Source organism: Streptomyces sp. CBMA291 (genome assembly GCF_014596525.1).
GTDB lineage: Bacteria > Actinomycetota > Actinomycetes > Streptomycetales > Streptomycetaceae > Streptomyces.
The window spans coordinates 1-25,224 of the sequence record NZ_MSJP01000072.1 but is presented as its reverse complement, the minus strand read 5'-3'; the positions used below and the strand labels follow the sequence as shown (position 1 = coordinate 25,224).

22 protein-coding genes are annotated in these 25,224 nt (G+C 72.1%); 5 read left to right on the top strand and 17 right to left on the bottom strand.

The features are described 5' to 3' along the window. Positions 1 to 70: 70 nt before the first annotated feature. From BU197_RS17985 to BU197_RS17915, 15 genes are all read right to left on the bottom strand, one after another. On the bottom strand, positions 71 to 1,456 hold the full coding sequence (locus tag BU197_RS17985) for an aspartate aminotransferase family protein (RefSeq protein WP_188269304.1): 1,386 nt from the start codon (positions 1,454 to 1,456) through the stop codon (positions 71 to 73). A gap of 7 nt (positions 1,457 to 1,463) precedes the next feature. Next, positions 1,464 to 2,486 carry an adenosyl-hopene transferase HpnH gene (gene hpnH, locus BU197_RS17980; RefSeq protein ID WP_188269303.1) on the bottom strand — a complete coding sequence of 341 codons (1,023 nt, stop codon included), beginning with the start codon at positions 2,484 to 2,486 and terminating at the stop codon, positions 1,464 to 1,466. Between the two features lie 7 nt (positions 2,487 to 2,493). Continuing rightward, on the bottom strand, positions 2,494 to 3,129 hold the full coding sequence (locus BU197_RS17975; protein ID WP_188269322.1) for a 1-hydroxy-2-methyl-2-butenyl 4-diphosphate reductase: 636 nt from the start codon (positions 3,127 to 3,129) through the stop codon (positions 2,494 to 2,496). A 203-nt stretch (positions 3,130 to 3,332) separates the two neighbouring features. Next, positions 3,333 to 5,321, bottom strand: a complete 1,989-nt coding sequence (gene shc / locus BU197_RS17970; protein WP_188269302.1) for a squalene--hopene cyclase — start codon at positions 5,319 to 5,321, stop codon at positions 3,333 to 3,335. A gap of 108 nt (positions 5,322 to 5,429) precedes the next feature. After that, on the bottom strand, positions 5,430 to 6,530 hold the full coding sequence (locus tag BU197_RS17965) for a polyprenyl synthetase family protein (protein ID WP_188269301.1): 1,101 nt from the start codon (positions 6,528 to 6,530) through the stop codon (positions 5,430 to 5,432). After that, entirely contained in the window at positions 6,527 to 7,927 is a 1,401-nt protein-coding gene (gene hpnE / locus BU197_RS17960; RefSeq protein WP_188269300.1) for a hydroxysqualene dehydroxylase HpnE, read from the bottom strand. Before hpnE ends, BU197_RS17965 begins: the two co-directional genes overlap by 4 nt. Before the next feature lie 112 nt (positions 7,928 to 8,039). Next, entirely contained in the window at positions 8,040 to 8,990 is a 951-nt protein-coding gene (gene hpnD / locus BU197_RS17955; RefSeq protein WP_188269299.1) for a presqualene diphosphate synthase HpnD, read from the bottom strand. Then, positions 8,987 to 9,898, bottom strand: a complete 912-nt coding sequence (gene hpnC, locus BU197_RS17950; protein ID WP_188269298.1) for a squalene synthase HpnC — start codon at positions 9,896 to 9,898, stop codon at positions 8,987 to 8,989. Before hpnC ends, hpnD begins: the two co-directional genes overlap by 4 nt. 637 nt (positions 9,899 to 10,535) lie before the next feature. Further along, complete coding sequence (locus BU197_RS17945) at positions 10,536 to 11,321, bottom strand: ABC transporter ATP-binding protein (protein WP_188269297.1); 786 nt, start codon at positions 11,319 to 11,321, stop codon at positions 10,536 to 10,538. Further along, complete coding sequence (locus BU197_RS17940; protein WP_188269296.1) at positions 11,314 to 12,243, bottom strand: ABC transporter permease; 930 nt, start codon at positions 12,241 to 12,243, stop codon at positions 11,314 to 11,316. Before BU197_RS17940 ends, BU197_RS17945 begins: the two co-directional genes overlap by 8 nt. Positions 12,244 to 12,292: 49 nt before the next feature. Then, positions 12,293 to 13,138: a glycosyltransferase family 2 protein gene (locus BU197_RS17935; RefSeq protein WP_188269321.1), complete on the bottom strand. Its 846-nt coding sequence runs from the start codon at positions 13,136 to 13,138 to the stop codon at positions 12,293 to 12,295. A 47-nt stretch (positions 13,139 to 13,185) separates the two neighbouring features. Continuing rightward, the gene (locus tag BU197_RS17930; protein ID WP_188269295.1) at positions 13,186 to 13,965 is read right to left on the bottom strand and encodes a CDP-alcohol phosphatidyltransferase family protein; all 780 of its coding nucleotides are present in this window, start codon (positions 13,963 to 13,965) and stop codon (positions 13,186 to 13,188) included. Further along, positions 13,943 to 15,004, bottom strand: a complete 1,062-nt coding sequence (locus BU197_RS17925; RefSeq protein ID WP_188269294.1) for an iron-containing alcohol dehydrogenase family protein — start codon at positions 15,002 to 15,004, stop codon at positions 13,943 to 13,945. The genes BU197_RS17930 and BU197_RS17925 overlap by 23 nt, the downstream gene beginning before the upstream one ends. Beyond that, positions 14,992 to 15,729, bottom strand: a complete 738-nt coding sequence (locus BU197_RS17920) for a sugar phosphate nucleotidyltransferase (protein ID WP_188269293.1) — start codon at positions 15,727 to 15,729, stop codon at positions 14,992 to 14,994. The genes BU197_RS17925 and BU197_RS17920 overlap by 13 nt, the downstream gene beginning before the upstream one ends. After that, positions 15,726 to 17,510, bottom strand: a complete 1,785-nt coding sequence (locus tag BU197_RS17915; RefSeq protein WP_188269320.1) for a DUF5941 domain-containing protein — start codon at positions 17,508 to 17,510, stop codon at positions 15,726 to 15,728. The genes BU197_RS17920 and BU197_RS17915 overlap by 4 nt, the downstream gene beginning before the upstream one ends. A 415-nt stretch (positions 17,511 to 17,925) precedes the next feature. Here BU197_RS17915 and BU197_RS17910 point away from each other — a divergent pair, with 415 nt between their 5' ends. The 3 genes from BU197_RS17910 to idi all read left to right on the top strand — a co-directional run bounded on the left by BU197_RS17910 (position 17,926) and on the right by idi (position 20,385). Then, positions 17,926 to 18,867 (top strand): cation diffusion facilitator family transporter, encoded by a 942-nt coding sequence (locus BU197_RS17910; protein WP_188269292.1) that lies wholly within the window; start codon positions 17,926 to 17,928, stop codon positions 18,865 to 18,867. Positions 18,868 to 19,060: 193 nt separating this feature from the next. Further along, positions 19,061 to 19,615 (top strand): GNAT family N-acetyltransferase, encoded by a 555-nt coding sequence (locus BU197_RS17905; protein ID WP_188269291.1) that lies wholly within the window; start codon positions 19,061 to 19,063, stop codon positions 19,613 to 19,615. A gap of 149 nt (positions 19,616 to 19,764) precedes the next feature. Next, complete coding sequence (gene idi / locus BU197_RS17900; RefSeq protein WP_411158499.1) at positions 19,765 to 20,385, top strand: isopentenyl-diphosphate Delta-isomerase; 621 nt, start codon at positions 19,765 to 19,767, stop codon at positions 20,383 to 20,385. On the opposite strand, the gene BU197_RS17895 is transcribed toward idi, so the two are convergent. Together BU197_RS17895 and BU197_RS17890 are read right to left on the bottom strand one after the other, a co-directional pair. After that, positions 20,351 to 20,869, bottom strand: coding sequence for an ATP-binding protein (locus BU197_RS17895; protein ID WP_317452198.1), 519 nt, complete (start codon positions 20,867 to 20,869; stop codon positions 20,351 to 20,353). The two genes, idi and BU197_RS17895, sit on opposite strands and share 35 nt — an antisense overlap. A gap of 162 nt (positions 20,870 to 21,031) precedes the next feature. Beyond that, complete coding sequence (locus BU197_RS17890) at positions 21,032 to 21,763, bottom strand: HdeD family acid-resistance protein (protein ID WP_188269289.1); 732 nt, start codon at positions 21,761 to 21,763, stop codon at positions 21,032 to 21,034. 66 nt (positions 21,764 to 21,829) lie between these two features. On the opposite strand from BU197_RS17890, the gene BU197_RS17885 reads away from it, so the two are divergent. Together BU197_RS17885 and BU197_RS17880 are read left to right on the top strand one after the other, a co-directional pair. Continuing rightward, positions 21,830 to 22,573: an enoyl-CoA hydratase/isomerase family protein gene (locus BU197_RS17885; protein ID WP_188269288.1), complete on the top strand. Its 744-nt coding sequence runs from the start codon at positions 21,830 to 21,832 to the stop codon at positions 22,571 to 22,573. Between the two features lie 228 nt (positions 22,574 to 22,801). Next, positions 22,802 to 25,117: a Tex family protein gene (locus tag BU197_RS17880; protein WP_223184098.1), complete on the top strand. Its 2,316-nt coding sequence runs from the start codon at positions 22,802 to 22,804 to the stop codon at positions 25,115 to 25,117. The last annotated feature ends 107 nt before the right edge of the window (positions 25,118 to 25,224 follow it).

The following is a 25,224-nucleotide window of genomic DNA, read 5'->3' as shown; positions in this document are numbered from 1 at the left end:
CCATTCCGCCAGGATTATGCCTCTGAGGCAAGTTTCTTGCCCCAGAGGCAAAACGCACGGCTCGGGCCGCTCAGCGCTGTGCGACCGCCTGCTTGACCAGCGTCTTTCCGAAGTCCCACAGCAGTCCGCCGCCACCGTGGGCGTCGTCCATGACCGCGGTGAAGGCGGTGACGAACCGGTCGACGTCCGCCTCGTCGACGACCAGCGGCGGGATCAGCTTGATCACTTCGAGCTGGTCCCCGGAGACCTGGGTGAGGATGTGGTGCCGCTGGAGCAGCGGGACGACGACCATCTGGGCGAAGAGGCCCTTGCGGGCCGCCTGGAGCATCGTCCAGCGACCGCGCAGTCCCAGCGAGGACGGCCGCCCGAACTCGATCCCGATCATCAGACCGCGCCCGCGGATCTCGTGCAGCAGCTCGTAGCGGGGCACCAGCTCCCTGAGCCGTCCGGCGAGCAGGCCGCCGATCCGGCGCGCGTGGGCGACCGTGCCCTCGTTCTCCATGACCGAGAGGACGGCGAGCCCGGCGGCCATGGCCTGGGCGTTCGATCCGAAGCTCGCGGAGTGGACCAGGACGCGGTCCATCGAGGAGTAGACCTTCTTGAAGATCCAGTCCTTGCCGAGGGTGGCGCCGATCGGCACGTAGCCGCCGGAGAGCGCCTTGGCGACACAGACCAGATCCGGTTCCACGCCCTCCTCGTGCTGATAGGCGTAGAAGTCGCCGGTCCTGCCGAGGCCGGTCTGCACCTCGTCGGCGACGAGCAGGGCGCCGTGCCGGTGCAGCAGCTCCTGGGCCGCCCGCAGGAAGCCCGGCGGGGTGGCGTGGACGCCCTTGCCCTGGATGGGCTCGACGACGAAGGCGGCCACGTCGCCCTCGCGCAGTTCCCGTTCCAGGGCGTCGAGGTCGCCGAGCCCGATCGCCGTGTCGGGCAGGAGCGGGGCGAAGCCGTCCCGGAAGCCCTGCTCGCCGTTGACGGAGAGCGAGCCGGTGGTGAGCCCGTGGAAGGCGTGGGAGCAGTAGACGATCCTGGGGCGCCCGGTGGCGTACCGGGCGAATTTGAGGGCGGTCTCGACCGCCTCCGTGCCGCTGTTGCCGAAGAAGACCCGGTCGAGGTGGGGGCTGTGGGCGAGGAGCCGTTCGGCGAGCAGTCCCGGCAGCGGCGGGCAGTCGAAGCGGGTGAGGTCGGCGAGTCCGGCGTCGAGGACGTCGTGGAGGGCCTTGCGGACGACGGGGTGGTGCCGTCCCAGGCCCATCACGCCGAACCCGGCGAGCATGTCGAGGTGGTCGACCCCGTCGGCGTCCCAGAAGTGGGCGCCCTCGGCCCGTTCGTAGACCTTGTCGAAGCCGATGGTGTGGAGCATGCGCGGCAGCTGGTGGTTGAGGTGGCGGGCGTGGAGTTCGTAGCGCTCGCCGCCGCGCTCGGCGAGCAGGGTCCGCAGGTCGAACTCGTCTTTCACGAGGCACTCACCCGTTGTTCCCCGAGACGGTCTCCCGGACCGCGCGCAGGGATTCCTTGAGGGAGCCCATGGTGGCGAGGACGGCGGTGGGCTCGTAGCCGCAGTGCGCCATGCAGTTGGCGCAGCGCGGGTCCTTGCCCCGGCCGTAGGCGTCCCAGTCGGTCTCCTCGACGAGTTCGCGGTACGTGGGGACGTAGCCGTCGCTCATGAGGTAGCAGGGGCGCTGCCAGCCGAAGAGCGAATAGTTGGGAATGGCCCAGGCGGTGCACGGGAAGTCCGCTTTTCCTTCGAGGAAGTCCAGGAAGAGCGGCGAGTGGTTGAGCCGCCAGCGGCGCCTGTTCCCTCCGGCGAAGGCCTTCCTGAAGAGTTCCCTGGTCTGCTCGACGCCGAGGAAGTGCTCCTGGTCGGGTGCCTTCTCGTACGCATAGGCGGGCGAGATCATCATTTCGTCGACCTGGAGGTCGTCATTGAGGTAATTGAGGACCTCGATGATCGTCTGCGGGGTGTCGGTGTTGAAGAAGGTGGAATTGGTGGTGACCCGGAAGCCGCGCCGCTTGGCCTCCTTGATGGCCGCCACCGCCTCGTCGAACACGCCTTCCTTGGCGACGGACTCGTCGTGCCGCTCGCGCAGACCGTCGATGTGCACGGCGAAGGCGAAGTACGGCGAGGGGGTGAACTTCTCCAGCTTCTTGCGGAGCAGCATCGCGTTGGTGCAGAGGAAGACGTACTTCCTGCGGGCCACCAACTGGCGCACGATCTCGTCGATCTGAGGGTGCATCAGGGGTTCGCCGCCCGCGATGGAGACCATGGGGGCGCCGGACTCCAGGACCGCACCGACGGCCTGGGCGACCGGCATGCGCTGCTTGAGGACACCCGCCGGGTGCTGGATCTTGCCGCAGCCCTCGCATTTGAGGTTGCAGGCGAACAGCGGCTCCAGCTCGACGATGAGGGGGAACTTGTCCCGCTTGCGGAGCTTCTGTTCGAAGAGGTAGGTCCCGACGCGGACGGACTGGCGGAGCGGCATGGCCATAACTCGTTCACCTCCTGGGGAGCAGTGAAGAACGGTGCCATTCGAAGAATGCGGGAAGGACGGCACGCAGGACGCGGAAGGCCGATATTCCCCCGCGCACGGTGCCGATCCTGACCAGTTCATGTTCCGGAGCGTCCACGACCACCCGGACGGCCGCAACCGGGCGGACTCCGGCCCCGCCCCGGGGCCCCTCGATCGCGCGGGCGGTCCCGAGGGTCGCGGCGGACTCCATGTCGACGGCGATCGCGCCTCCGGCCCGCAGCGCGGCCCGCTCGGGTCCGCGCACCACATGGTCGGAGCCGGTCAGCGGCCCGAGGTGGACGGCCCGCCCCGGAACCGCCCTGACCAGGGCTTTCACCAGGAGGTCCGGATCGGTGCAGAGGGTGGTTCCGTCCGGGCCCCGGGTCTCGTCGGCGACCACCAGGTCCCCCGGGTGCATCCCGGGGGCGAGCCCGGCGCAGAAGCCCGCGGCGATGACGGCGGCCTCCCCGCCGCCTTCCGTACGCAGAGCCCGGGACACGGCCGTACGGGCGCGGTCGGGGCCCATGCCGGTGCGGAGCACGGTGACCGGGCCGGGGGCGCCGCCCCGGTCGCCGCTGCGCAGGGCGAGCTGCTCGATGCCGAGGGCGCAGGCGATCAGCAGCGGGGACGGGGCACCGGGACGGGCCCCGGATCCGAGAACGGCTCCGGGTTCCTGCCCGGGTCCGGGACCGAGACCCGGATCGGGACCGAGACCCGGATCCGGACCGGCACCGGCACCGGCACCGGCACCAGCACCAGCACCAGCACCAGCACCAGCACCAGCACCAGGGTCGGGCCCGGAGTCCGGCCCCGGCTCGCGCCGCATCAGTGCTTCCCGCCGGGCGAGGGCTCCCCGTGCACGTACCGGCCGAGTGCCGTGACCGGGAAGACCTGCCGGTAGAGGTGGTAGTTGATGGAGAAGTCCCAGGGGAAGCCGGTGCCGGTGAAGTACGGCTCGTCCCAGGAGCCGTCCTCCCGCTGGGTGGCGGCGAGCCAGGCGACGCCCCGCCGGACGGCCTCGGACTCCCGCTCCCCGGCGGCGAGGAGGGCGATCAGCGCCCAGGCGGTCTGGGAGGCGGTGGAGGCGCCGCGCCCCGCCCATGCCGTCTCGCGGTACGAGCGCAGGTCCTCGCCCCAGCCGCCGTCCTCGTTCTGGACGGTGCCGAGCCAGCCGACGGCCCGGCGGATCGCCGGGTGGGTGACGGGCAGTCCGGCGGCGGTGAGCGCGGGGAGGACCGAGCCGGTGCCGTAGACGTAGTTGACGCCCCAGCGGCCGAACCAGGAACCGTTGGGCTCCTGTTCGGCGAGCAGCCATTCGACGCCCCGGCGGGCGCGCGGGTCGTCGGCCTTGCCCTCGTGGGCGAGCATCTCCACCACATGGGCGGTGACGTCGGCGGAGGGCGGGTCGATGACCTCGCCGAAGTCGCAGAACGGCAGCTTGTTCGGGAAGGCGCTGGTGTTGTCGGCGTCGAAGGCCGCCCAGGCGCCGTTGCGGGACTGCATGCCGAGGGTCCAGCGGACGCCTCGGGCGATGGACGCCGAGACGCGGTCGGGGTCGGGGTGGTCGACCCGGCGCAGCGCGAGCAGCACCTCCGCGGTGTCGTCGATGTCGGGATAGGTGTCGTTGTGGAACTCGAACGCCCAGCCGCCCGGGGCGAGTCCGGGCCTGCGGACGGCCCAGTCGCCGGTGCGGGTGATCTCCTCCTCCAGCATCCAGTCGACGGCCTTCACCAGGGCCGGGTGGTCGGGGGCGAGCCCCGCGTCGGCGAGGGCGATGACGGCCAGGCAGGTGTCCCAGACGGGCGACTGACAGGCCTCGATCATCCGTGAGCCGTCCTCGCCCGGGACGGCGAACCGGTCGAGGGAGGCGAGTCCGGCCCGCATGACGGGATGCCCCAGGTCGTAGCCGAGGAGGTGGAGGGCGATGATCGAGTAGACGGCGGGGGGCTGGATCCCGCCCCAGCAGCCGTCGTTCTCCTGGCGCTCGACGATCCAGCGGGCGGCGCGGTTCATGGCCGTGCGGCGCAGGAGGCGGGGGGCCACCCGGCGGTAGGCGTGCAGCGCCTTGTCGAGCTGTTGGAAGAGCCCGTCCCAGCCGGTGGCGGGGGCGGGCGGGCGGGGCGGGTTCGGGCGGGCGGGGTCGGTGTGCAGCTCGTCGAGCGGGAAGGGCGCGGGGCGGACCGGGCGCTTGGCGGAGACGATGGTGAGCGGCACGATGGTCTGCCGGGCCCAGCAGCCGAAGTCGTAGATGTTGAGCGGGAACCACTTGGGCAGGAAGAGCAGTTCCGGGGGGAGTTCGGGCAGGTCCTCCCAGCGCCACCAGCCGAAGAGGGCGAGCCAGATCCGGGTGAAGACCCTGGTGGCCGCGATGCCGCCGCGGGCGCGGACCCAGCCGGACGCGCGGGCCATGTGGGGGGCCTCGGGCGGGTCTCCGGCGAGTCGCAGGGCCACGTAGGCCTCGACGGTGGCGGAGAGTTCGCCTGGCCCGCCGTGGAAGGTGGCCCAGGCTCCGTCCTCGCGCTGGAGGCGGCGGACGTGGAGGGCGGCGGCGCGGGTGGTGTCCGGGTCGAGGATGCCCAGGAACCGGCGGAGGAGCAGGTCTTCGGCGTCCATGGTGACGTTGGTCTCCAGGTCGCCCTTCCACCAGCCCGCCGGGTCCTGACGGTCGAGCAGATGCGTGACGCCCCGTTCCAGGGCCCGGACGGCGGTGGCCTCGGGCCCGGACGCGGAGGCGTCGGTGCGGTGCGTGGCGGTGCTGGCCGAGGCCGCCCGGGGGCTCACGGCCCCGGCGCTTCCGTCGGTCGTCGCTGTCATGGCTTCCCCTTTGCGGCAGTCGAATTCTTCTGCTTTCACGGGTCTGCCGTCGGCCGGCGCCAGGGGGCGCCGGCCGGCGACCGCGCACTCATATCAGGGTGATGGTGATCATCTCTTCCGTACGACGACGAAGTCGGCGAGCGCGACGAGCTGTGCCCGCACCCGGGCGGGCATGTCCACCTCGTTCAGGGCCTCGATCGCGACGGCGTGCTGGCGGCGGGCCTCCTGGGAGGTCCACTCGCGTCCTCCGGCCTCCTCGATGAGGGCGGCGCGGGCGGCGAACTCCTCCTCGGAGAAGCTGTCGAAGTCGCTGGACTTGGCGTCCGCGGCGAGGAGTTCCCCGAGCCGCTCGGAGGCCGGGCCGCCGGCCGCGAGGGCGGCGACGACCGGCAGGGACTTCTTGCGCTGGCGCAGGTCGCTCCAGGTCTGCTTGCCGGTGGCCTCGGGGTCGCCCCAGATGCCGAGGAGGTCGTCGACGGCCTGGAAGGCGAGGCCGAGGTGGTAGCCGTACTCCTCCAGCTTGTCGGCGGTGCGGTCGTCGGCGCCGCCGAGGACGGCGCCGATGGAGACGGCGCAGGCGAGCAGGGCGCCCGTCTTGTTGCCCTCCATCTCCAGGCACTCCTCGACGGTGACCCGCTCGCGGTGCTCGTACGAGATGTCCTGGGCCTGCCCGTCGATGAGCTTGCGGGTGGCGGTGGTGAGGCGCCGGGTGGCCCGGCCCGCCTCGACGGTGCCGATCTCCAGGAGCAGTTCGTTGGCGAGCGCGAAGAGCGCGTCGCCGACGAGGATGGCCTGCGCGGGCCCGTGCACCTTCCATACGGTGTCGCGGTGGCGCCGCTGCTCGTCGCCGTCCATCAGGTCGTCGTGGAGCAGCGAGAAGTTGTGGACGAGTTCCACGGCGACGGCGCCGGGGACGCCGACCTCGGGCGCGGCGCCCGCGGCCTCGGCCGACAGCAGGGCGAGCGCGGGGCGGACGGCCTTGCCGCCGTCGCCGTCGGCGGGGTTGCCCTGGGCGTCGATCCAGCCGAAGTGGTAGGCGGCCACGGTGTCCATGGGCGGCGCGAGGCGGTCGACGGCCGCCCGCAGTACGGGGGTGGACAGGGTCCGTCCCCGCTCCAGCAGTGCGGTCACGTCCGCGGTGTCGACGGCCGGATTCTCCGGCGGCACAGTCGGCACGGTCTCTCCTCTTGTTCCGGTACTCACACTCATGCCGCCTCCTGTAGCGGATGGTCATGGCGGCGGCCGAGGGCGGAGAGAGCGGCGCCCGCGGCGCTGAGACCGCTGCGCACCGCACCCTCCATGGTCGCGGGCCAGCCGGTGGCGGTCCAGGCCCCGGCCAGGTACAGCCCCGGGGCCCGGGTACGGGCGCCGGGGCGGAGCCGGCCGACGCCCGGGGTCGGGGCGAACGTGGCCGTCCGCTCCCTGGTGACGAAGAAGTCGCGGACACCCGCGCCCCGGGCGGCGGGCAGCAGCCGCTCCATCTCGGGGAGGTACTTCGCGCGCAGGGCGGCGACGGGCTCGTCGATCTCGTCCCCGGCGGCCGACTGGGAGACGGCGAGGTACTGGCCGCCGCCGGTGAGACCGGAGGACTCGGTGCGGTCGAAGACCCATTGCACGGGAGAGCCGAGGGCGGTGAAGAAGGGCCGCTTCAGCACCTTGCGGTCGTAGACCACGTGCAGGTTGAGGATGGGGGCGGTGTCGATGTCGAGAAGCCGGTCGGGGTCGTCGAGGGCGCCTTCGGGCAGCAGCCCGTGGGTCTCCCGCTGGGGTACGGCGAGGACGACGGTGTCCGCCTCGATGGTCTCGCCGGGCACCTCGACGGCCCAACGCCCGTCGTCGGTACGGGAGATCCGCTCGGCCTTGGTGCGCAGCGCGGTGCGGACGCCGAGCGCGTCCAGCTCCTTGGCGGCCCGGGTGTCGTGGACGTCGCCGAGGGGGACGTGGGCCCAGCCGATGTCGGCGGCGCCGGGCTCGGAGAGCAGACCGGTCTTGAAGACCATCGCGGCGAGCCCCATCGAGGCCTGTGGCGCGGGGGCGTTGAGGGTGGGGATGCCGACCAGGTCCCACAGCGCCTCGATGGCCCGCGAGGACTGCCCGTACCGCCCGAGCCAGGTGCCGAAGTCGATGCCGTCGAGGGCCGGATCGGCGGGGTCGAGCTTCTTCAGGGCGAGTGCGGCCCGGCCCACCGAGGCGCGCTCGGCGAGGGAGAGGTGCGGGTAGCCGGCGAGGCTGCGCGCGAGGTGCAGCGGCACCGGCAGGTTGTCGCGGCTGATCCGGCCGAGGCGGGGGCCCCGGGGGTGTGCGACGTCGAGGACGGGCACGTCGAGCCGGTCCTGGAGCGGGGCGAGCCGGGCGCTGTCGAGCCGGTCGAGGAACCACCGGTAGGCGGTGCAGCAACGCAGGTAGACGTGCTGGCCGTTGTCGACGGTGAGGTCGCCGCGCCGGAAGGAGAAGACGAGGCCGCCGAGCCGGGGCCGCCCTTCGACGAGGGTGACGCCGAGTCCCGCCTCGGCGAGCCGGAGCGCGGTGGTGACACCGGCGATGCCGCCGCCGATGACGACGGCCCGGGGCTGCCGGTCGTTCCGCTCGGTCGCGTCGTGGGTCACGCGGTCTCCGTTCGGGTGGTCTCGGGCGGGCGGGGCGCGGTCCGGTCCGCCGGGTACGGGGACGCCGGGGAGGCGGGCGGGGTTGCCCGGTGGAGCGAAGCGTACGGGCTCATCAGGCCCGCCTCCTGACGGTGCGCCGGGCGATGTGCCGGGTGTCGAGGCCGGAGAGGCCGCGCACCGCGACGTACGCCTTCTCGCGGCCCGGCAGCGAGACGCGGCCGCGCAGCACCGCCTCGGGGTCGCGCTCGATCCGGTCGAGGAGCCTGCGGTAGATGCCCGCCATGGCGGCGACGCAGGCGCCGCTGCGCCGGTCGAGCATGGGCAGCAGCCGGTAGCCCTCGGCGAACAGGGCACGGGCGCGCCGCACTTCGAAGTGGACGAGTCCGGCGAAGTCGGCGCCGATGGGCGGGGTGTCGTCGGCGAAGCCGTCGCCGCAGCCGAACTTGGCGAGGTCGTCGGCGGGCAGGTAGGTGCGCCCGTTGCCCGCGTCCTCGCGTACGTCCCTGAGGATGTTGGTGAGTTGGAGCGCGAGGCCGAGGGTGTCGGCGTACTCGGGTGCGCGGTCGGCTCCCTGGGCGCCGGGCGCGGTGCCGAAGACGCCGAGGGAGAGCCGGCCGATGGCTCCGGCGACGCAGCGGCAGTAGACCTTGAGGTCGTCCCAGGTCTCGTAGGTCGCGCCGCGCACGTCCATGAGGACGCCGTCGATGAGTTCGTCGAGACCGCCGAGCGGGATCGGGAAGCGGCGGGCCGAGTCGGCGAGGGCGACGGCCACGGGGTCGGTGTCGTCCTCGTCGACCTTGTCGGCGCGGACGCGGTCGAGGAGGGCGCGGGTGGCCTCCAGGCGTTCCCGCTTGACCTCGGGCGGCAGGGGGCCGTCACCGATGTCGTCGACGCGCCGGGAGAAGGCATAGAGGGCGGACATCGCCTGGCGCTTCTCGGTCGGCAGCAGCCGGATGCCGTAGGCGAAGTTGCGCGCCTGCTGGCCGGTGACCGCCTCGCAGTAGCTGTAGGCGGCCTGTACCGGTGCGGACTGCTGGGGCTGTGCCTCCACGGTCGCGCTCACCCCTCTTTCCGCGCGCGGAGCAGGACCGCTCCGGCCTGGCGCATCAGGCTCGGCTTGGTGGACTTCGGCGCCCCGGCGAGGACGTCGTATCCGGCGTCGGTGATCGCGTCGAGCGCCGCGAGGCCGCCGGCGGTGAATCCGGCGAGGAGCAGCCGGAGTCGGCCGTGGACGCTGGCGACGAGCGGGCTTCCGGCGTGGAGCAGATCGCGGGCGCGCTGGGCCTCGAAGGCGATCAGGGCGCGCACGGAGGCTCCGGCGGTGGGCTCGGCGAGGTCGCGTTCGGTGACGCGGAAGCGGTCGAGGTCCTCGGCGGGGAGGTAGATCCGGTCGTTGCCGAGGTCTTCGGCGACGTCCTGGAGGTGTTCGACGATCTGGAGCGCGGTGCAGATCTCGTCGGAGCGGCGGATCCGCTCGGGGGTGTCGGTGCCGGTGATGGCGAGGACGAGTCGGCCGACCGGGTTGGCGGACAGTTCGCAGTACGCGAGGAGGTCGTCGTACGTCTCGTAGCGGCGGACCCGCTGGTCCTGGCGGTTGGCGGCGACGAGGCCGAGGAAGGGGGCGGGGGTGAGCCCGTGGCGCCGTACGGTCGGCTGGAGGCCGCGCAGCAGGGGGTGGCGGGGGGTGCCGTCGAAGACGCGGTGGAGGTCCTCCTCGAAGGCGTCGAGGAAGGCGAGCCGGTCACCGGCGGTCTCGGGGGCGAGACCGAGGTGGCGGGCGTCGGCGCCGCCGGGGGCGAGGTCGCCGTCGCCGATGTCGTCGACGAGCCGGGCGAAGCCGTAGACGGCCATGAGGTCGTCGCGCCAGGCGCGGGGCAGGAAGAAGGGGGCCACGGGGAAGTTCTCGTCCGCGGCCTTGCCGAGTGTGGCGCGCGCGGAGGCGTCGGGGCGCGCCTGCCGGGTGTCCGTCACAGGTCACAGCCCGACGGAGGGACGGCGACACCCTCGTGGAGCTGGAGATTCTGCGTCATGACCGTCACGTCTCCCGTTCTACACTGCCGATCCAATCCATCCTATTTCGGACACGCCGCCGACCCCTGCACAGAGCGCCGCCACACCCGGCGCTCGATGGCCGTGGGGTATCGCCCTACTTGCCGCGAAACAGACCGGTCCAGCTTACGTTGTACGACGACCGTCGGTGTTCCCGGGTGGCGGGCGAACGGCGGAGGGATCGGGGGCGGCCTCAACTCGCCTTTTACGCAAGGGAGTTCACTGGAGGCATCGCGGATGGGGATCGGGTGCGGAGGGAGGCCGGTACGGATGGGGTGACCGTCCGTGCACGGTCAGTCACGTTACGGCTCCGGAGACGGCGGGGTGCTGTCCGAATCCGGCCCTTCCAGCGGCCCGGTCACTTCGCCCCGACCGGAGTCGGGTGGCCGTCCCCTCCCTGCCACCCGACCGGGTCGTCCCCGCCGCCCCGCCCATCCCCGACCGTCCCCGCCGCCCGGCCCCCGTCGTCGGCGACGCGGACCGCCCCCGTCCCACCGGAAACGCGGACCGCCCCCACCGGAGCGGCGGGGGCGGAGGCGGTGCGGAGTGCGGGCGGCCGTCAGCGGGCGGTCTCCCGCTCGTACGCCTTGAGCACCTCGTCCGTGGGCCCGTCCATGAGGAGCTGGCCCTTCTCCAGCCAGAGCACCCGGTCGCAGGTGTCCCGGATGGACTTGTTGCTGTGGCTCACCAGGAAGACCGTGCCGGCCTCCTTGCGCAGCTCGCGGATCCGCTCCTCGGAGCGGATCTGGAACTTGCGGTCACCGGTCGCGAGCGCCTCGTCGATGAGGAGGACGTCGTGGTTCTTGGCGGCGGCGATGGCGAAGCGGAGCCGGGCGCCCATGCCGGAGGAGTACGTCCGCATGGGCAGGCTGATGAAGTCGCCCTTCTCGTTGATGCCGGAGAAGTCGACGATCCCCTCGTACCGCGAGCGCACCTCCTCGCGGCTCATGCCCATGGCGAGGCCGCCGAGGATCACGTTGCGCTCGCCGGTGAGGTCGTTCATCAGGGCCGCGTTGACGCCGAGGAGCGAGGGCTGGCCGTCGGTGTAGACCTTGCCGCTCTCGGTGGGCAGCAGCCCGGCGATGGCGCGGAGCAGGGTGGACTTGCCCGAGCCGTTGGAGCCGATGAGGCCGATGGCCTCGCCCCGGTAGGCGGTGAAGGTGACACCGCGCACCGCGTGCACCTTGCGGACGCCCCGGGTGACCTCCGCCTTGCCCCGGCCGAGGATGCGGCTGAGGGCCGCGGTGGCGCTGCCCTTGCCGCCGCCACCGGCGTTGACGCGGTAGACGATGTGGACGTCGTCGCAGATGACGGTGGGGACGCTGGACCGGTTCGTGTCAGCCACGGCCGTACCTCTCCTCGGCCTTCCAGAAGTAGACGAAGCCGCCGATGCCGAAAACCACGGCCCAGCCGAGGGCGGTCAGCCAGACGTGCGACGGCAGGTTCGACGCGCCGTATCCCTCGATGAGGGAGTAGCGGATGAGGTCCATGTAGACCGCCGCCGGGTTGTACATCAGGACGTCGGCGATCCACGCGGGCTTGTCGGCGAGCATGGCGGGGATCGAGAACATCACGCCGGACGCGTACATCCACGTCCGCATGATGAACGGCATGAGCTGGGCGAGGTCGGGCGTCTTGGCGCCCATCCTGGCCACGATCATCGCGAGACCCACGTTGAACACGAACTGGAAGAACAGCGCGGGGATCAGCAGCAGCCAGCGGAGCGAGGGGTAGCTGCCGAACGAGATCGCGACCGCCACCAGCACGATCATCGAGAACAGCAGCTGCTGGAGCTGCTGGAGGGAGAACGAGATCGGCAGCGTGGCCCGGGGGAAGTGCAGGGCCCGGACCAGACCGAGGTTGCCCGAGATCGCCCGGACGCCGGCCATGACCGAACTCTGGGTGAAGGTGAACACGAAGATGCCGGTGACGAGGAACGGGATGTAGACGTCCTTCGCCATACCGCGTCCGGCACCCAGGATGAGCCCGAAGATCAGGTAGTAGACCAGGGCGTTGAGCAGCGGCGTCGCCACCTGCCACACCTGGCCCAGCTTCGCCTGGCTGTACTGGGCCGTCAGCTTCGCCGAGGAGAAGGCCAGGATGAAGTGGCGTCGGCTCCACAGCTCACGGACGTACTCGAACAGTCCGGGCCGGGCGCCGCTGACCGAGAGGCCGTACTTCGCGGCCAGCGCGGCGGGGGTCAGGCCCTCGTCGACGGACGGGGGCGCGCTCGTCGCGACCGCCCCGCCCTGGTGTGTGTCACTCACAAGTCGAAACTTTCGTGTTCAAGATGCGCGGCACGTCGGTACCACGATGTCAGACGACCGGGGGGCGACCCAGCCGGGTCAGCCGCCACACCGTACGCCACCTCATGGGGCGGCGCGGTCCGCAGGGGGTCGTCCAGCCGGCGCGGAATCCGCCGAACCACGCCTTGAGCGCGGGAAGCGAGGGCCGACGGGCCAGGGTGAGCAGAAGCCAGACGCCGAGATACACCGGCACCAGGGGCGCGGGCAGATTGCGGCGGGCCAGCCAGACTCGGTTGCGGGCCACGTTGAAGTGGTACGAGGCGTGCCGGGAGGGTGCTGTGGTGGGGTGCAACAGCACCATGTCGGAACGGTAGTCGATCATCCAGTCGGCGTCGAGCGCGCGCCAGGCGAGGTCGGTTTCCTCGTGCGCGTAGAAGAACTCGTCCGGCAGACCGCCGACTTCGGCGAAGACTTTGGTGCGGACGGCGTTGGCGCCGCCGAGGAAGGTGGTCACCCGGGAGGAGCGCATCGGGTCGGAGGCGCGCAGCCTCGGCACGTGCCGCCGCTGGGTCTCCCCGGTCTCCGGGTCGGCGATCCGGAAGGTGACGATGCCCAGGCGCGGATCGGCGGTGAAGGCCTGCCGGACCAGCTCGGCGGTGTCGGAGTGCGCGAGCAGTCCGTCGTCGTCGAGGAAGAGCAGGACGTCGACGTCGGTGCCGCCGGGGCCGAAGGCCTCGATGCCGACGTTGCGGCCGGCGGGGATGCCGACGTTCTCGGGGAGGTCGACCGTGCGGACCCAGCCGGGCACCCCGGTGACCGGGGTGCCCTGCCCGACGACGACGACCTCGACCGGGTCGCCCTCCTGCTTGGCGACCGAGTCGATCAGCGCGCGCAGGTCGTCGGGGCGGTTGCCCATCGTGATGACGACGGCGCCCACCTTGAGCGGATTACTCACGGCCGTCCTCACTTCAGCCTGCTGGAGACCATGATCGACACCAGGTGGAGCACGGTCTGGAGGAGGGCGATCCCGGCGAGGACGGCGACGCCGAGCCGGGAGAGGAACAGGTCGCCGCGGATCTGGTCCACGATCGCCAGGACCACGATGAGCAGCGAGGCCTCGATGCCGAGGACCAGCCGGTGGAACTTGAGCGCCCCGGCGGCCCGGCGGGCCAGCGCCATGCCGGAGGAGCGCGGCTCGGAGGCCGACTCCTTGACCGGCGGCAGTCCGCCCTGGTGCCGGGCGACGCCGACGAGGTCGGTCTCCGCCTTGATCAGGATGGCGCCGAGCGCGGCGAGCGTGCCGAGGAAGGCCCACAGCCAGTCGATCCGGCCGGAGCCCCACAGGTCGGCGGCGCGCAGGCCGAAGCCGACGAGCACGGCGGCGTCGCACAGGTAGGCGCCGACCCGGTCCAGGTACACGCCGGCGAGGGAGAACTGCTTCTTCCAGCGGGCGACCTCGCCGTCGACGCAGTCGAGCAGCAGGTAGAGCTGGACCATGAGCGCGCCGAGCACGGCCCCGGGGATGCCGGGGACGAGGAGCGCCGGGGCCGCGAGGACGCCCGCGAGGGTCATCACGTACGTCAGCTGGTTCGGCGTGATCCTGGTGCCGACGAGCCGGCGGGTGATCCGGATCGAGATCTCCCGCATGTAGAGGCGACCGCCCCAGTGCTCTCCACTGCGCCGGTCCTTCACACCCGGCGGGTGGACGACCGGGCGCAGCTCAGCTACGGATGGCTTTGGCATAGTCGGCGTACGCGTCCCTGATCTCGTCGTCGGACAGGTCGAGGTGTTCGAGGATGGTGAAGCGGCCCGGCCGGGTCTGCGGGGCGAAGGAGACCGCCCGGACGAACTCGTCCACGGTGAAGCCCATCTCCTCCGGCAGGACGGGAAGTCCGTGCCGGCGCAGGGTCTCGACCATCAGCGCGGAGCCGTCGCGGGCGCCGCGCAGGTGCATGGCGAAGGCCGCTCCGAGGCCGCACTGCTCGCCGTGGCTGGCGGCGCGGGTCGGGTAGAGCAGGTCGAAGGCGTGGCTGATCTCGTGGCAGGCGCCCGAGGAGGGGCGGCTGTCGCCGCTGATCGTCATGGCGATGCCGGACATCACCAGGCCTTCGGAGAGGGTGACGAGGAAGTCGTCGTCACCGACGCCGCCGGGGTGGCGGAGCACGGCCTCGCCCGCGCTGCGGGCCATGGCGGCAGCGAGGCCGTCGATGGGCTCGCCGGTCTCGCGGTGCGACAGCTCCCAGTCCGCGATGGCGGAGAGGTTGGAGATCGCGTCGCCGATGCCGGAGCGCACGAAGCGGACCGGGGCCTCCCGGATGACGTCCAGGTCGATGACGAGGGCGATCGGGGTGGGCACCCCGTAGGAGCCGCGGCCGTTGTCGTTGTCCAGGGTCGAGATCGGGGAGCAGATCCCGTCGTGCGACAGGTTGGTGGCGATGGCCACCAGCGGCAGCCCGACCCGGGCCGCCGCGTACTTGGACACGTCGATGATCTTGCCGCCGCCGAGGGCGACCACGGCGTCGTACCGCTTGCCGCGCATGGCGTCGGCGAGCTTCACGGCCTCGTCGATGGTCCCGCCGGAGACCGGGTACCAGTCGGCGCCGGGCAGCTCGGGGGCGAAGTGGTCGCGCAGCTTGAGGCCGGAGCCGCCGCTGATGGCGACGGCGATCTTGCCGTTGCTGGAGATCCGCTGGTCGGCGAGGAGCGCGGACAGGTCGTCCAGCGCTCCCCTGCGGATGTCGACGACGACCGGCGAGGGGATCAGCCGGGTCAGTACTGGCACGCGATCTCACGGCCCTTCGCGAGGTCGTCGTGGTTGTCGATCTCGACCCACTTGATGTCGCCGATGGGCTCGACGTCGACGGTGAAGCCGCGGTTGACCAGCTCCTGGTAGCCGTCCTCGTAGTACAGGTCGGGGTCGCGCTCGAAGGTGGCCTTGAGGGCGTCGGCCAGCTCCTCGGCGGCCTCGGCCTCGATCAGGGTGACGCCGATGTACTCGCCGGTGGCGGTGGCCGGGTCCATCAGCTTGGTGATGCGCTGGACGCCCTTGCCCTCGGCGGTGATGACCTTCATCTCCTCGTCGGCGAGGTGCTTCACCGTGTCGAGGGCGAGGATGATCTTCTTGCCCTCGCCGCGGGCGGCGAGCAGGGTCTTCTCGACGGAGACCGGGTGGACGGTGTCGCCGTTGGCGAGGATGACACCGCGCTTGAGGACGTCACGGGCGCACCACAGGGAGTAGGCGTTGTTCCACTCCTCGGCCTTGTCGTTGTCGACCAGGGTGATCTTGAGGCCGTACTCGGCCTCCAGGGCGTCCTTGCGGTCGTAGACGGCCTCCTTGCGGTAGCCGACGACGATCGCGACCTCGGTGAGGCCGATCTCGGCGAAGTTCTTCAGCGTGAGGTCGAGGATCGTGGTGTCCCCGTCGACAGGCACGAGGGCCTTCGGGAGCGTGTCGGTGTAGGGGCGCAGTCGCCGTCCGGCACCGGCTGCCAGTACGAGGCCGATCATGCTGTTTCTCCTTCGTCGTGAACGGCGGGTGCTCCGGAGGAGACCCAGAAACGGATGGACTCCACGAGCACCACGAGCGCCACGGCCACCGCCAGGGCGGTCAGGGCCAGGGTGAAGTCGTCACCGCGGTCCGCCAGCAGGGCGGCGAGGACGGTCACCAGGAGCGTGCGCCCCTCGTGTCCGCCGGTGACGCGCACCAGCCAGGCGGGCGGCGCGCCGGTGCCTCCGCGAATGCGGTACACCGTGTCGTAGTGATGGTAGGCGACCGCCGCGACCAGCCCGAACGCCGCCGGGAGCGCGCCCGGGGCGTCGGAGCGGGCGGCGAGCACGAGGACGGTGGTGTACTCGGCGGCGCGGAAGATCGGCGGGACGAGCCAGTCGAGGGCGCCCTTGAGGGGGCGGACGACGGCGGAGCCGGCGAACAGCACGTACAGGCACGCGGCGACGATGGTCGTCGTGTCCCCGAAGGGGCGGCCGAGGACCGCGGGGAGCAGGACGCCGGCGGCGACGAGCGCGCCGACGACCCCGGGGATCATGGACAGCCCGGCGCGGCCGAAGAACCGGCCCGTGAACGCGGCCAGCGGGCCGGAGTCCGCGAGGTCGGCCAGGGCCTGGGCGGCGCGGTCGGTGCGCTTCGCCTTGCGGGTCAGGGAGCGCAGGACGCGGCCCGCCGTGGTGTAGCAGGCGCCGAAGGCGCAGCCGACGATCAGCGCCCAGAAGACGATCCGGGGGCTGGTGACGGCGGTGAGGACGGCGATCATCGCCCAGCGCTCGCCGATCGGCAGGATGATCATGCGGCGCGCCCAGACGGTCCAGCCGAGGCTGTCGAGCCTGCCGGAGAGGGCGGCGGTGGGGCTGGTGTTCGCGGTGGCGTCGTGGTTGGCCTCGTTGAACGCGAAGTCCACCACGTGCCGGCAGGTCATCAGGATCATCGCGCCGAGCGCCAGGGCCCAGACGTCGTCGCCGTCACGGGCGGCGCCGAGGGCGAGTCCCGCGTAGAAGGCGTACTCCTTGGCGCGGTCGAAGGTGGCGTCGAGCCAGGCGCCCATCGTCGAGTACTTGAGCGCGTAGCGGGCGAGCTGCCCGTCGGTGCAGTCGAGGACGAAGGAGACGAGGAGCAGGACGCCCGCGGCGATGTAGCCGGTGCGCTCGCCGGTCGCCGCGCAGCCCGCCGCGACCAGGGCGGTGAGCAGGGAGGCGGTGGTGACCTGGTTGGGGGTCAGCCCCCGGCGGGCGCACCAGCGGGCGATGTAGCGCGAGTACGGGCTGATGAAGAAGGTGGTGAAGAAGCCGTCGTGCGCCTTGACGGCGGAGCGGAGGCGTACGGCCTCGTCGTCGACGGCGGCGACGGCGGCGCGGGCCTGGTGTCGGGCCTCGGCGTCGGTGGGGACGGTGGCGACGAGGGTGCCGAGCGGGGGCCGGTGCACGGCGACGCCGTCGGCGTCGAGGGCGTCGGCGAGGGTGCCGGTGAGGTCGTCGGTGCCGTCGGCGGCGCTCAGGGCGCGGGTGAGCGCGGGGCGGGCCCCGGGCTGCGCGGTGAGCGCGCCGGGTGCGGCGGCGGCGGGGAACCGGGGGTCGGTGAGGGCGAGCCTCAGGGCGTGCTGGTGGCCGACGAACCGGGCGTCGACGAGGGCGACGCGTTCACCGGCGGGGACGGCGGCCAGCAGGGTGGCCGCCTCGGCGGCACCGGCGGCCGTCTTGACGTCGAAGCCGAGCGACCGCAGGTCTCCGTCGAGCGAGGAGCCGGGTGCCGGGGGGCCGGTGAGGATGGCGGTCGACAGACGAACTCACTCCTTGGAGCTGATGGAGGGGCCGACGGAACCCATGGCGGCCCCGGGCACGGCGGTGCGGCCCGGCACCGGGCGGCTACACGTCGGCTGAGGCTATCGGATGAACAGAAGCGCGAGTTCACCGAGGCTTCGCGGGCAGGACTCCCCTCGGCCCACCCGTGTCCGCAACGATGCTCCGCGCCCTGCGGAGATCATCATCGGCGATCGGCCGTCCGGCCCGCGAACACCGGTCGCGCCCGCTCGCGCACACCCGTGGCCCGACCTCTCCCCCACTCTGGGCTCCGAAGACATCACCGCAGGTCAGAGCATATGACAACGGTGTTCAGTACCGTGTTGCACATACCCCCCTCCCGTAGTTCACTTGCCCATCGGGGCAGTTGCGACCGTACGGACCGGGAGGCACGCGATGGGGGCTGGACACGACCACGGGCACGGCCACGGCGGACCGCCGCCGACCGGGACGGCGGGAGCCGCCTACCGGAGCCGGCTGCGGATCGCGCTCGGCATCACACTCTCCGTGATGGTGATCGAGATCGTCGGCGGTCTGGTCGCCGACTCGCTCGCGCTGATCGCGGACGCGGCCCATATGGCGACCGACGCGCTCGGGCTCGGGATGGCGCTGCTCGCCATCCACTTCGCGAACCGGCCGCCTTCGGGCAACCGTACGTTCGGCTTCGCGCGGGCCGAGATCCTGGCGGCGCTCGCCAACTGTCTGATGCTTCTGGTGGTCGGCGGCTATGTGCTGTTCGAGGCGATCCAGCGGTTCGTGGAACCGGCGGAGACCAAGGGCGGGCTCGCGATCGCCTTCGCGGCGGTCGGTCTGGTCGCGAACGTGATCTCCCTTTCGCTGCTCATGCGGGGCCAGAAGGAGAGCCTCAATGTGCGCGGGGCGTATCTGGAGGTACTGGCGGACGCCCTGGGCTCGGTCACCGTGATCGTCGCGGCGGCGGTCATCCTGGCCACGGGGTGGCAGTACGCGGACCCGATCGCCTCGATCGTGATCGGTCTGATGATCGTCCCGCGTACGGTCAAGCTGCTGCGGGAGACGCTGGACGTCCTCCTGGAGTCGGCCCCCAAGGGCGTGGACATGGCGGAGGTACGGGCCCACATCCTGGCCCTGCCCGGCGTCGAGGACGTCCACGATCTGCACGCCTGGACGATCACCTCGGGGATGCCGGTGCTCTCGGCGCACGTGGTGGTGGACCAGGACGCGCTGGACGCGGTGGGACACGAGAAGATGCTGCACGCGCTCCAGGGCTGCCTGGGCTCCCACTTCGACGTGGAGCACTGCACCTTCCAGCTGGAGCCGGTGGGGCACGCGGAACACGAGGCCAAGCTCTGTCTGTGAGCACGGGCTGTTAGGCTTGCCTCACCTGGACGTGCGGGAGAGGGGTCGAGTCCGATGACCGTCGCCATGGAGGCCGCCCCGAGCGGCGCCACCCGGCCCTTCCTCGACCTCCGGGTCTCCGGCTGACCTGATCCCGGTTCCCACCGGTACGTCACGTCGTCGGCCGGGACCTCCTCATCAAAGGTTCCCCCTGTTGTCCGACAACGCCCGGCACCACACGTCCCCCGACCCCGCCACCCCGCGCTGGACCGCCCGCCCCGAGCGGGACGGCGAGGCCGCGGAGGTGCGCCGGGTGGTGGCCGCCGCCTTCGGGTCGACCGCCGAGGCCGATCTCGTCGACGCCCTCCGCCAGGATCCCGAGGCCTGGCTGCCGGGCCTCTCGTACGTGGCCGAGGCCCCCGACGGTTCGATCGCCGCGCACGCCCTGCTCACCCGCTGCCGGGTCGACGGAGCCCCCGCGGCGGCCCTGGCCCCGGTCTCGGTGACCCCTGGACACCAGCGCACGGGGGCCGGGCAGGCCGTCGTCCGGGCGGTGCTCGACGCGGCCCGGCTGCGCGGCGAACGGCTCGTGCTCGTACTGGGCCATCCGGAGTACTACCCCCGGTTCGGGTTCGTACGTGCGTCCGCATACGGAATCAAGCCAGGTTTCGAGGTGCCGGACGAGGCGATGATGGCGCTGGTCCTCGACGATTCGGCGCCCGTTCCGCCCGGCAGGATCGCCTATCCGGGACCTTTCGGGGTGGAGTGACTCCCCCAGCCGCCCCGGGCCCGCCGCGCCGGATGTACTCCAGTGCGGCGGGAGCGGCCACGTCCGGCCGACGAAGTACGGACAAGCCGGTTTTGTACGGCAGACTGAGGCCGCCCCGCCGGGGTGGAGGACCGAAGCGAAGGATGGGTATGCCGACCACACCAGCCACCGCGGTACAGATCTCCCCCGAGATCGCGTCGAACGGTGTCCAGACGCCCGGAGCCCCTGCGCCGATCATGCTCGAACTGGTCGACGAGGACGGGACGACCATCGGTACGGCGGAGAAGCTCGCCGCCCACCAGGCGCCCGGACAGCTGCACCGCGCCTTCTCCGTCTTCCTCTTCGACGAGTCGGGCCGCCTGCTGCTCCAGCGCCGCGCGCTCGGCAAGTACCACTCCCCCGGTGTCTGGTCGAACACCTGCTGTGGTCACCCCTACCCGGGCGAGGCGCCGTTCGCGGCGGCGGCCCGGCGCACCTTCGAGGAGCTGGGCGTCTCGCCGACGCTGCTCGCGGAGGCCGGCACGGTCCGCTACAACCACCCGGACCCGGCCTCGGGCCTGGTGGAGCAGGAGTTCAACCACCTCTTCGTCGGCCTCGTGCAGGCCGAGCCGGACCCGGACCCGGAGGAGATCGAGGACACCGTCTTCGTGACCCCCGCGGAGCTGGCCGAGCGGCACGCCGCCGTGCCGTTCTCCGCCTGGTTCATGACCGTGCTCGACGCGGCGCGCCCTGCCATCAGGGAACTGACGGGTCCGTCCGGGGGCTGGTGACCTCGGACGGTGACGCCGCCCCCGGCCCCGGTGCCATCGGAGCCAGGGGCAGCGCCGCCCAGATGATCTTCCCGCCACTCGCGGTGTGCTCGACGTCGCACATGCCGCCGGCCTCCCGGGCGATCTCCCGGACGAGCAGCAGCCCCCGGCCGCCGGTCTGCCCGTGGCCCGCCTCCACCGCCTTGGGCCGGTACGGATGGTCGTCCTCCACGGAGACCCTGATCCACCCGGGGCCGACAGCCACCTCCACCGCTATCTGCGGGGAGAGCAGCGCCGCGTGCCGTACGGCGTTGGTGACCAGCTCGGAGACGATCAGCAGCAGGCCGTCCATGGTCTCCTCGTACAGCGGTACGCCCTGGCGGACCAGAAGGTCGCGTACGGCGTGCCGGGCCTGGGGGACGGAGACGTCGACCGCCGCAGCGGTGAAGCGCCAGACTCCTTCGCGGAACGGTTGCCGGGCGGGGGTGCCCGCGTGGTCGCCCACGGTCCGGTACCCGTCCTCGTACTCGATTCTCGCCACGGATCGAGTCTTGGCAATGGGCGGCGGCAGGCCCAGCTACTGACCAGAAGTCGATACTTATCGGCTGCCTTCTGATCAGTGGAGTATGCCCGTGTCAGTTGTACGACTGTTCGGCTGCGCTTTCTGTCATTCCTGGCGGGGGTGCCGGGACGGGTCCGCGAGCGGCTCCCGGTCCTGGTCGGGCCCCCGGCCCGGTGCGGAGCCCCGGGGCGGGTCGCCGGGCTCCCGAGACGGCTCCGGCTCCAGGGTCGGTGGCGGTGGCGTCACCATCCCCACGATCCTCCGGCCGCCCACCCCCATCGCGATCAGGCCGAGGCCGTCGAAGAGCAGCGCCAGCGAGAAGAAGAGCCCGAGGACGTACCGGCTGCTGTGCGGCCAGTCGAACAGCACCAGCAGCCCGAGCAGCAGGCCGAACACGCCTTGGAGCAGGGTCCAGCCGAACTGCGGCCCCCGCGCCACCACACCGCCCACGAGGCGGAAGACGCCACCGGCCAGGAAGAGCAGGGCCGCGAACATCGTCAGGGCCTCCGCCGAGCCCTCCGGATGCCGGATCACCACCACTCCGGCGGCGAGGTTCAGGGCGGCGACCACCGCCGCGGGCCAGAAGGACCCGGTCCCCCGCCACTGGACGGCCTGGAGCAGGCCCACCACGCCGCCGATCAGCAGCAGCCAGCCGAAGAGCAGCATCGAGGTGAGGGTGGCCAGGCCCGTGTAGACCAGACCGACGAGCCCGCAGAGCACCAGTACGGCACCCAGTACCGCGAGCCGCCCGAAGGCACGGCTGAGCCGCCTGCCCTCACCGGCCGTCCCCCCAGCACGGTCCCGGCCCCCGGATCTCCCACGGGCGTCCTCGGCCATGCGGTGCCTCCTCGGGACGGCCCCTTCCTGATCGTACGTTCGGACCCGGCGGATAGCATCCGGCCCATGGAGCCGCAGCTGAAGGACAGCGTCAAGGACGGGATCGCCACCGTCGTCATCGCCAACCCCGCCAAGCGCAACGCGATGAGCGCCGGCATGTGGCGCGCGCTCCCCGGCGTCCTCGACCGGCTCGCCGCCGACCCCGCCGTCCGGGTCCTCGTCCTGACCGGCGAGGGCGACACCTTCTGCGCCGGGGCCGACATCTCGGCGCTCCGGGAGCCCGGCGACGAACAGCGGACGCTCGCCGTACGCGCCGAGGAGGCGCTGGCCGCCTTCCCCCGGCCGACCCTGGCGGCCGTCCGGGGCTTCTGCGTGGGCGGCGGCAGTCAGCTCGCGGCCGCCTGCGACCTGCGGTTCGCCGAGGAGGACGCCCGCTTCGGGGTCACCCCGTCGAAGCTCGGCATCGTCTACCCCTCCTCCGCCACCCGCAGGCTGACCGCCCTCGTGGGCCCCTCCACCGCCAAGTACCTGCTGTTCTCCGGCGAACTGATCGACGGGGAACGGGCGCTGCGGACCGGTCTCGTGGACGAGCTCCACCCGGCGGGCGAACTGGACGGGCGGGTCGCCGAGTTCACCCGGATCCTGGCCTCCCGTTCGCTGCTGACCCAGTCGGCGGCCAAGGAGTTCGCCGATGGACGCCTGGACCGGGACGCCCACTGGGAGGAGCAGGCACACGGCAGCGGCGACACCGCCGAGGGAATAGCCGCCTTCCTCGAACGGCGCGCGCCCCGCTTCACGTACGGGAGCTGAGAACCGGCCCTGACGGACGGTTCCCCAAGGTTCCCGGCAGTTCCGGGAGGTTCCCGGCAGTTCCCGGAAGGCGGCGACACGGCTCTCCACGTGCGCCTCGACACTCGGGGCGAGGGGCCCCGGGACCGTCGCCGCCCCGGTCTCACCCACCGCGACCGGCGGGCGGGGGCGGCCGGGGACGCGCGCGGGACGGGCCGGTTGCCGCGTCCGGGTGAGCGACCCGGCAGAATGCACTTCGCAAGCTTGAGGCACGAGAAGGCGAGTCGGGACACCGTGACCACGTCCATCGAAGCAAGGATCGCCGAGGAGCTCGGCGTACGCGAGCGACAGGTGAAGGCGGCCGTCGAGCTGCTCGACGGCGGTTCGACCGTGCCGTTCATCGCGCGCTACCGCAAGGAGGCGACCGAGACGCTCGACGACGCGCAGCTGCGCACCCTGGAGGAGCGGCTGCGGTACCTGCGCGAGCTGGAGGACCGCCGGTCGGCGATCCTCGACTCGGTACGCGAGCAGGGCAAGCTGACCGAGCCGCTCGAAGCCGCGATCCGGGGCGCCGACACCAAGGCGCGCCTGGAGGACATCTATCTGCCCTTCAAGCCCAAGCGCCGGACGAAGGCCCAGATCGCACGGGAGGCCGGGCTCGCGCCGCTGGCCGAGGGGCTGCTCTCCGACCCTTCGGTGGACCCGGCGGCGGCCGCCGCCGCCTTCGTGGACGCGGACAAGGGTGTCGCGGATGCCCCGGCGGCTCTGGAGGGCGCGCGGGCGATCCTCGCCGAGACGTTCTCCGAGGACGCCGACCTCATCGGCGAGCTGCGCGAGCGCATGTGGGGCCGGGGCCGGCTGGTGGCGAAGGTGCGCGAGGGCCAGGAGGAGGCGGGGGCGAAGTTCGCCGACTACTTCGACTTCACCGAGCCCTTCACCGCGCTGCCCTCGCACCGGGTGCTCGCCATGCTGCGCGGCGAGAAGGAGGACGTGCTCAGCCTCGACCTGGAGCCGGAGGAGCCCTCGCAGACCCCCGGCCCCTCCTCGTACGAGGGGATCGTCGCGCACCGCTTCGGCGTCGCCGACCGGGGGCGCCCCGGTGACAAGTGGCTCCAGGACACCGTCCGCTGGGCCTGGCGGACCCGTATCCAGGTGCATCTGGGGATCGATCTGCGGCTGCGGCTGCGGACGGCGGCCGAGGACGAGGCGGTCCGGGTCTTCGCGGCGAACCTGCGCGATCTCCTGCTCGCCGCGCCCGCGGGCACCCGGGCGACGCTGGGCCTCGACCCCGGTTTCCGTACCGGTGTGAAGGTCGCGGTGGTCGACGCGACCGGCAAGGTCGTGGCCACCGACACGATTTACCCGCACGTCCCGGCCAACAAGTGGGACCAGGCCCTGGAGCGGCTGGCACGCCTCGCGAAGGAGCACGCGGTCGAGCTGGTCGCGATCGGCAACGGCACCGCGTCCCGCGAGACCGACAAGCTCGCGGGTGAACTCCTCGCGAAGCACCCCGAGTTGAAGCTGACCAAGGTGATGGTGTCGGAGGCGGGCGCGTCGGTCTACTCCGCCTCCGCGTTCGCCTCGCAGGAACTCCCGGACCTGGACGTGTCGTTGCGCGGCGCGGTCTCCATCGCCCGGCGGCTCCAGGACCCGCTGGCCGAGCTGGTGAAGATCGACCCGAAGTCCATCGGCGTCGGCCAGTACCAGCACGACCTGGCCGAGGTGAAGCTCTCGCGCTCGCTCGACGCGGTCGTCGAGGACTGTGTGAACGGTGTCGGCGTGGACGTCAACACCGCCTCGGCGCCGCTGCTTTCGCGGGTCTCGGGCATCAGCTCCGGGCTCGCGGAGAACATCGTCGCGCACCGGGACGCCAACGGCCCCTTCCGCTCGCGCCGGTCGCTCAAGGACGTGTCCCGGCTGGGCCCGAAGGCGTACGAGCAGTGCGCGGGCTTCCTGCGCATCCGGGGCGGCGACGACCCGCTCGACGCCTCGTCGGTGCACCCGGAGGCCTACCCGGTGGTGCGCCGGATGGTGAAGGCGACGGGCGGCGAGGTCGCGGCGCTCATCGGCGACACCGGGCGGCTGCGCTCGCTGCGGGCCGACGACTTCGTCGACGAGACGTTCGGTCTGCCGACGGTGAGCGACATCCTGCGCGAGCTGGAGAAGCCGGGGCGCGACCCGCGACCGGCGTTCCGGACGGCGACCTTCAAGGACGGGGTCGAGAAGATCGGCGACCTGGCGTCCGGCATGGTCCTGGAGGGCGTCGTCACCAATGTGGCGGCCTTCGGCGCGTTCGTGGACGTCGGTGTGCACCAGGACGGTCTGGTGCACGTGTCGGCGATGTCGAAGACCTTCGTCAAGGACCCCCGGGACGTGGTGAAGCCCGGTGACGTCGTCAAGGTGAAGGTGCTCGACGTGGACATCCCGCGCAAGCGGATCTCGCTGACCTTGCGCCTCGACGACCAGGCCGGCGCCGAGGCGGCCGAGGGCGGGGCCCGGCGCGAGCGGGGCGGCCGACCGCCGCAGCAGCGGCAGGGCGGCGGGGACGGAAGCGGATCTCGCTGACCTTGCGCCTCGACGACCAGGCCGGCGCCGAGGCGGCCGAGGGCGGGGCCCGGCGCGAGCGGGGCGGCCGACCGCCGCAGCAGCGGCAGGGCGGCGGGGACGGTGGC

Bases quoted from the DNA above. Each gene is read 5' to 3' on its own strand.
- hpnH (WP_188269303.1), bottom strand. From the start codon at position 2,486: ATGGCCATGCCGCTCCGCCAGTCCGTCCGCGTCGGGACCTACCTCTTC.
- shc (WP_188269302.1), bottom strand. From the start codon at position 5,321: ATGACAGCGACGACCGACGGAAGCGCCGGGGCCGTGAGCCCCCGGGCG.
- BU197_RS17965 (WP_188269301.1), bottom strand. From the start codon at position 6,530: ATGAGTGTGAGTACCGGAACAAGAGGAGAGACCGTGCCGACTGTGCCG.
- BU197_RS17935 (WP_188269321.1), bottom strand. From the start codon at position 13,138: ATGGGCAACCGCCCCGACGACCTGCGCGCGCTGATCGACTCGGTCGCC.
- BU197_RS17930 (WP_188269295.1), bottom strand. From the start codon at position 13,965: ATGCCAAAGCCATCCGTAGCTGAGCTGCGCCCGGTCGTCCACCCGCCG.
- BU197_RS17920 (WP_188269293.1), bottom strand. From the start codon at position 15,729: ATGATCGGCCTCGTACTGGCAGCCGGTGCCGGACGGCGACTGCGCCCC.
- BU197_RS17910 (WP_188269292.1), top strand. From the start codon at position 17,926: ATGGGGGCTGGACACGACCACGGGCACGGCCACGGCGGACCGCCGCCG.
- idi (WP_411158499.1), top strand. From the start codon at position 19,765: ATGCCGACCACACCAGCCACCGCGGTACAGATCTCCCCCGAGATCGCG.
- BU197_RS17890 (WP_188269289.1), bottom strand. From the start codon at position 21,763: ATGGCCGAGGACGCCCGTGGGAGATCCGGGGGCCGGGACCGTGCTGGG.
- BU197_RS17885 (WP_188269288.1), top strand. From the start codon at position 21,830: ATGGAGCCGCAGCTGAAGGACAGCGTCAAGGACGGGATCGCCACCGTC.
- BU197_RS17880 (WP_223184098.1), top strand. From the start codon at position 22,802: ATGCACTTCGCAAGCTTGAGGCACGAGAAGGCGAGTCGGGACACCGTG.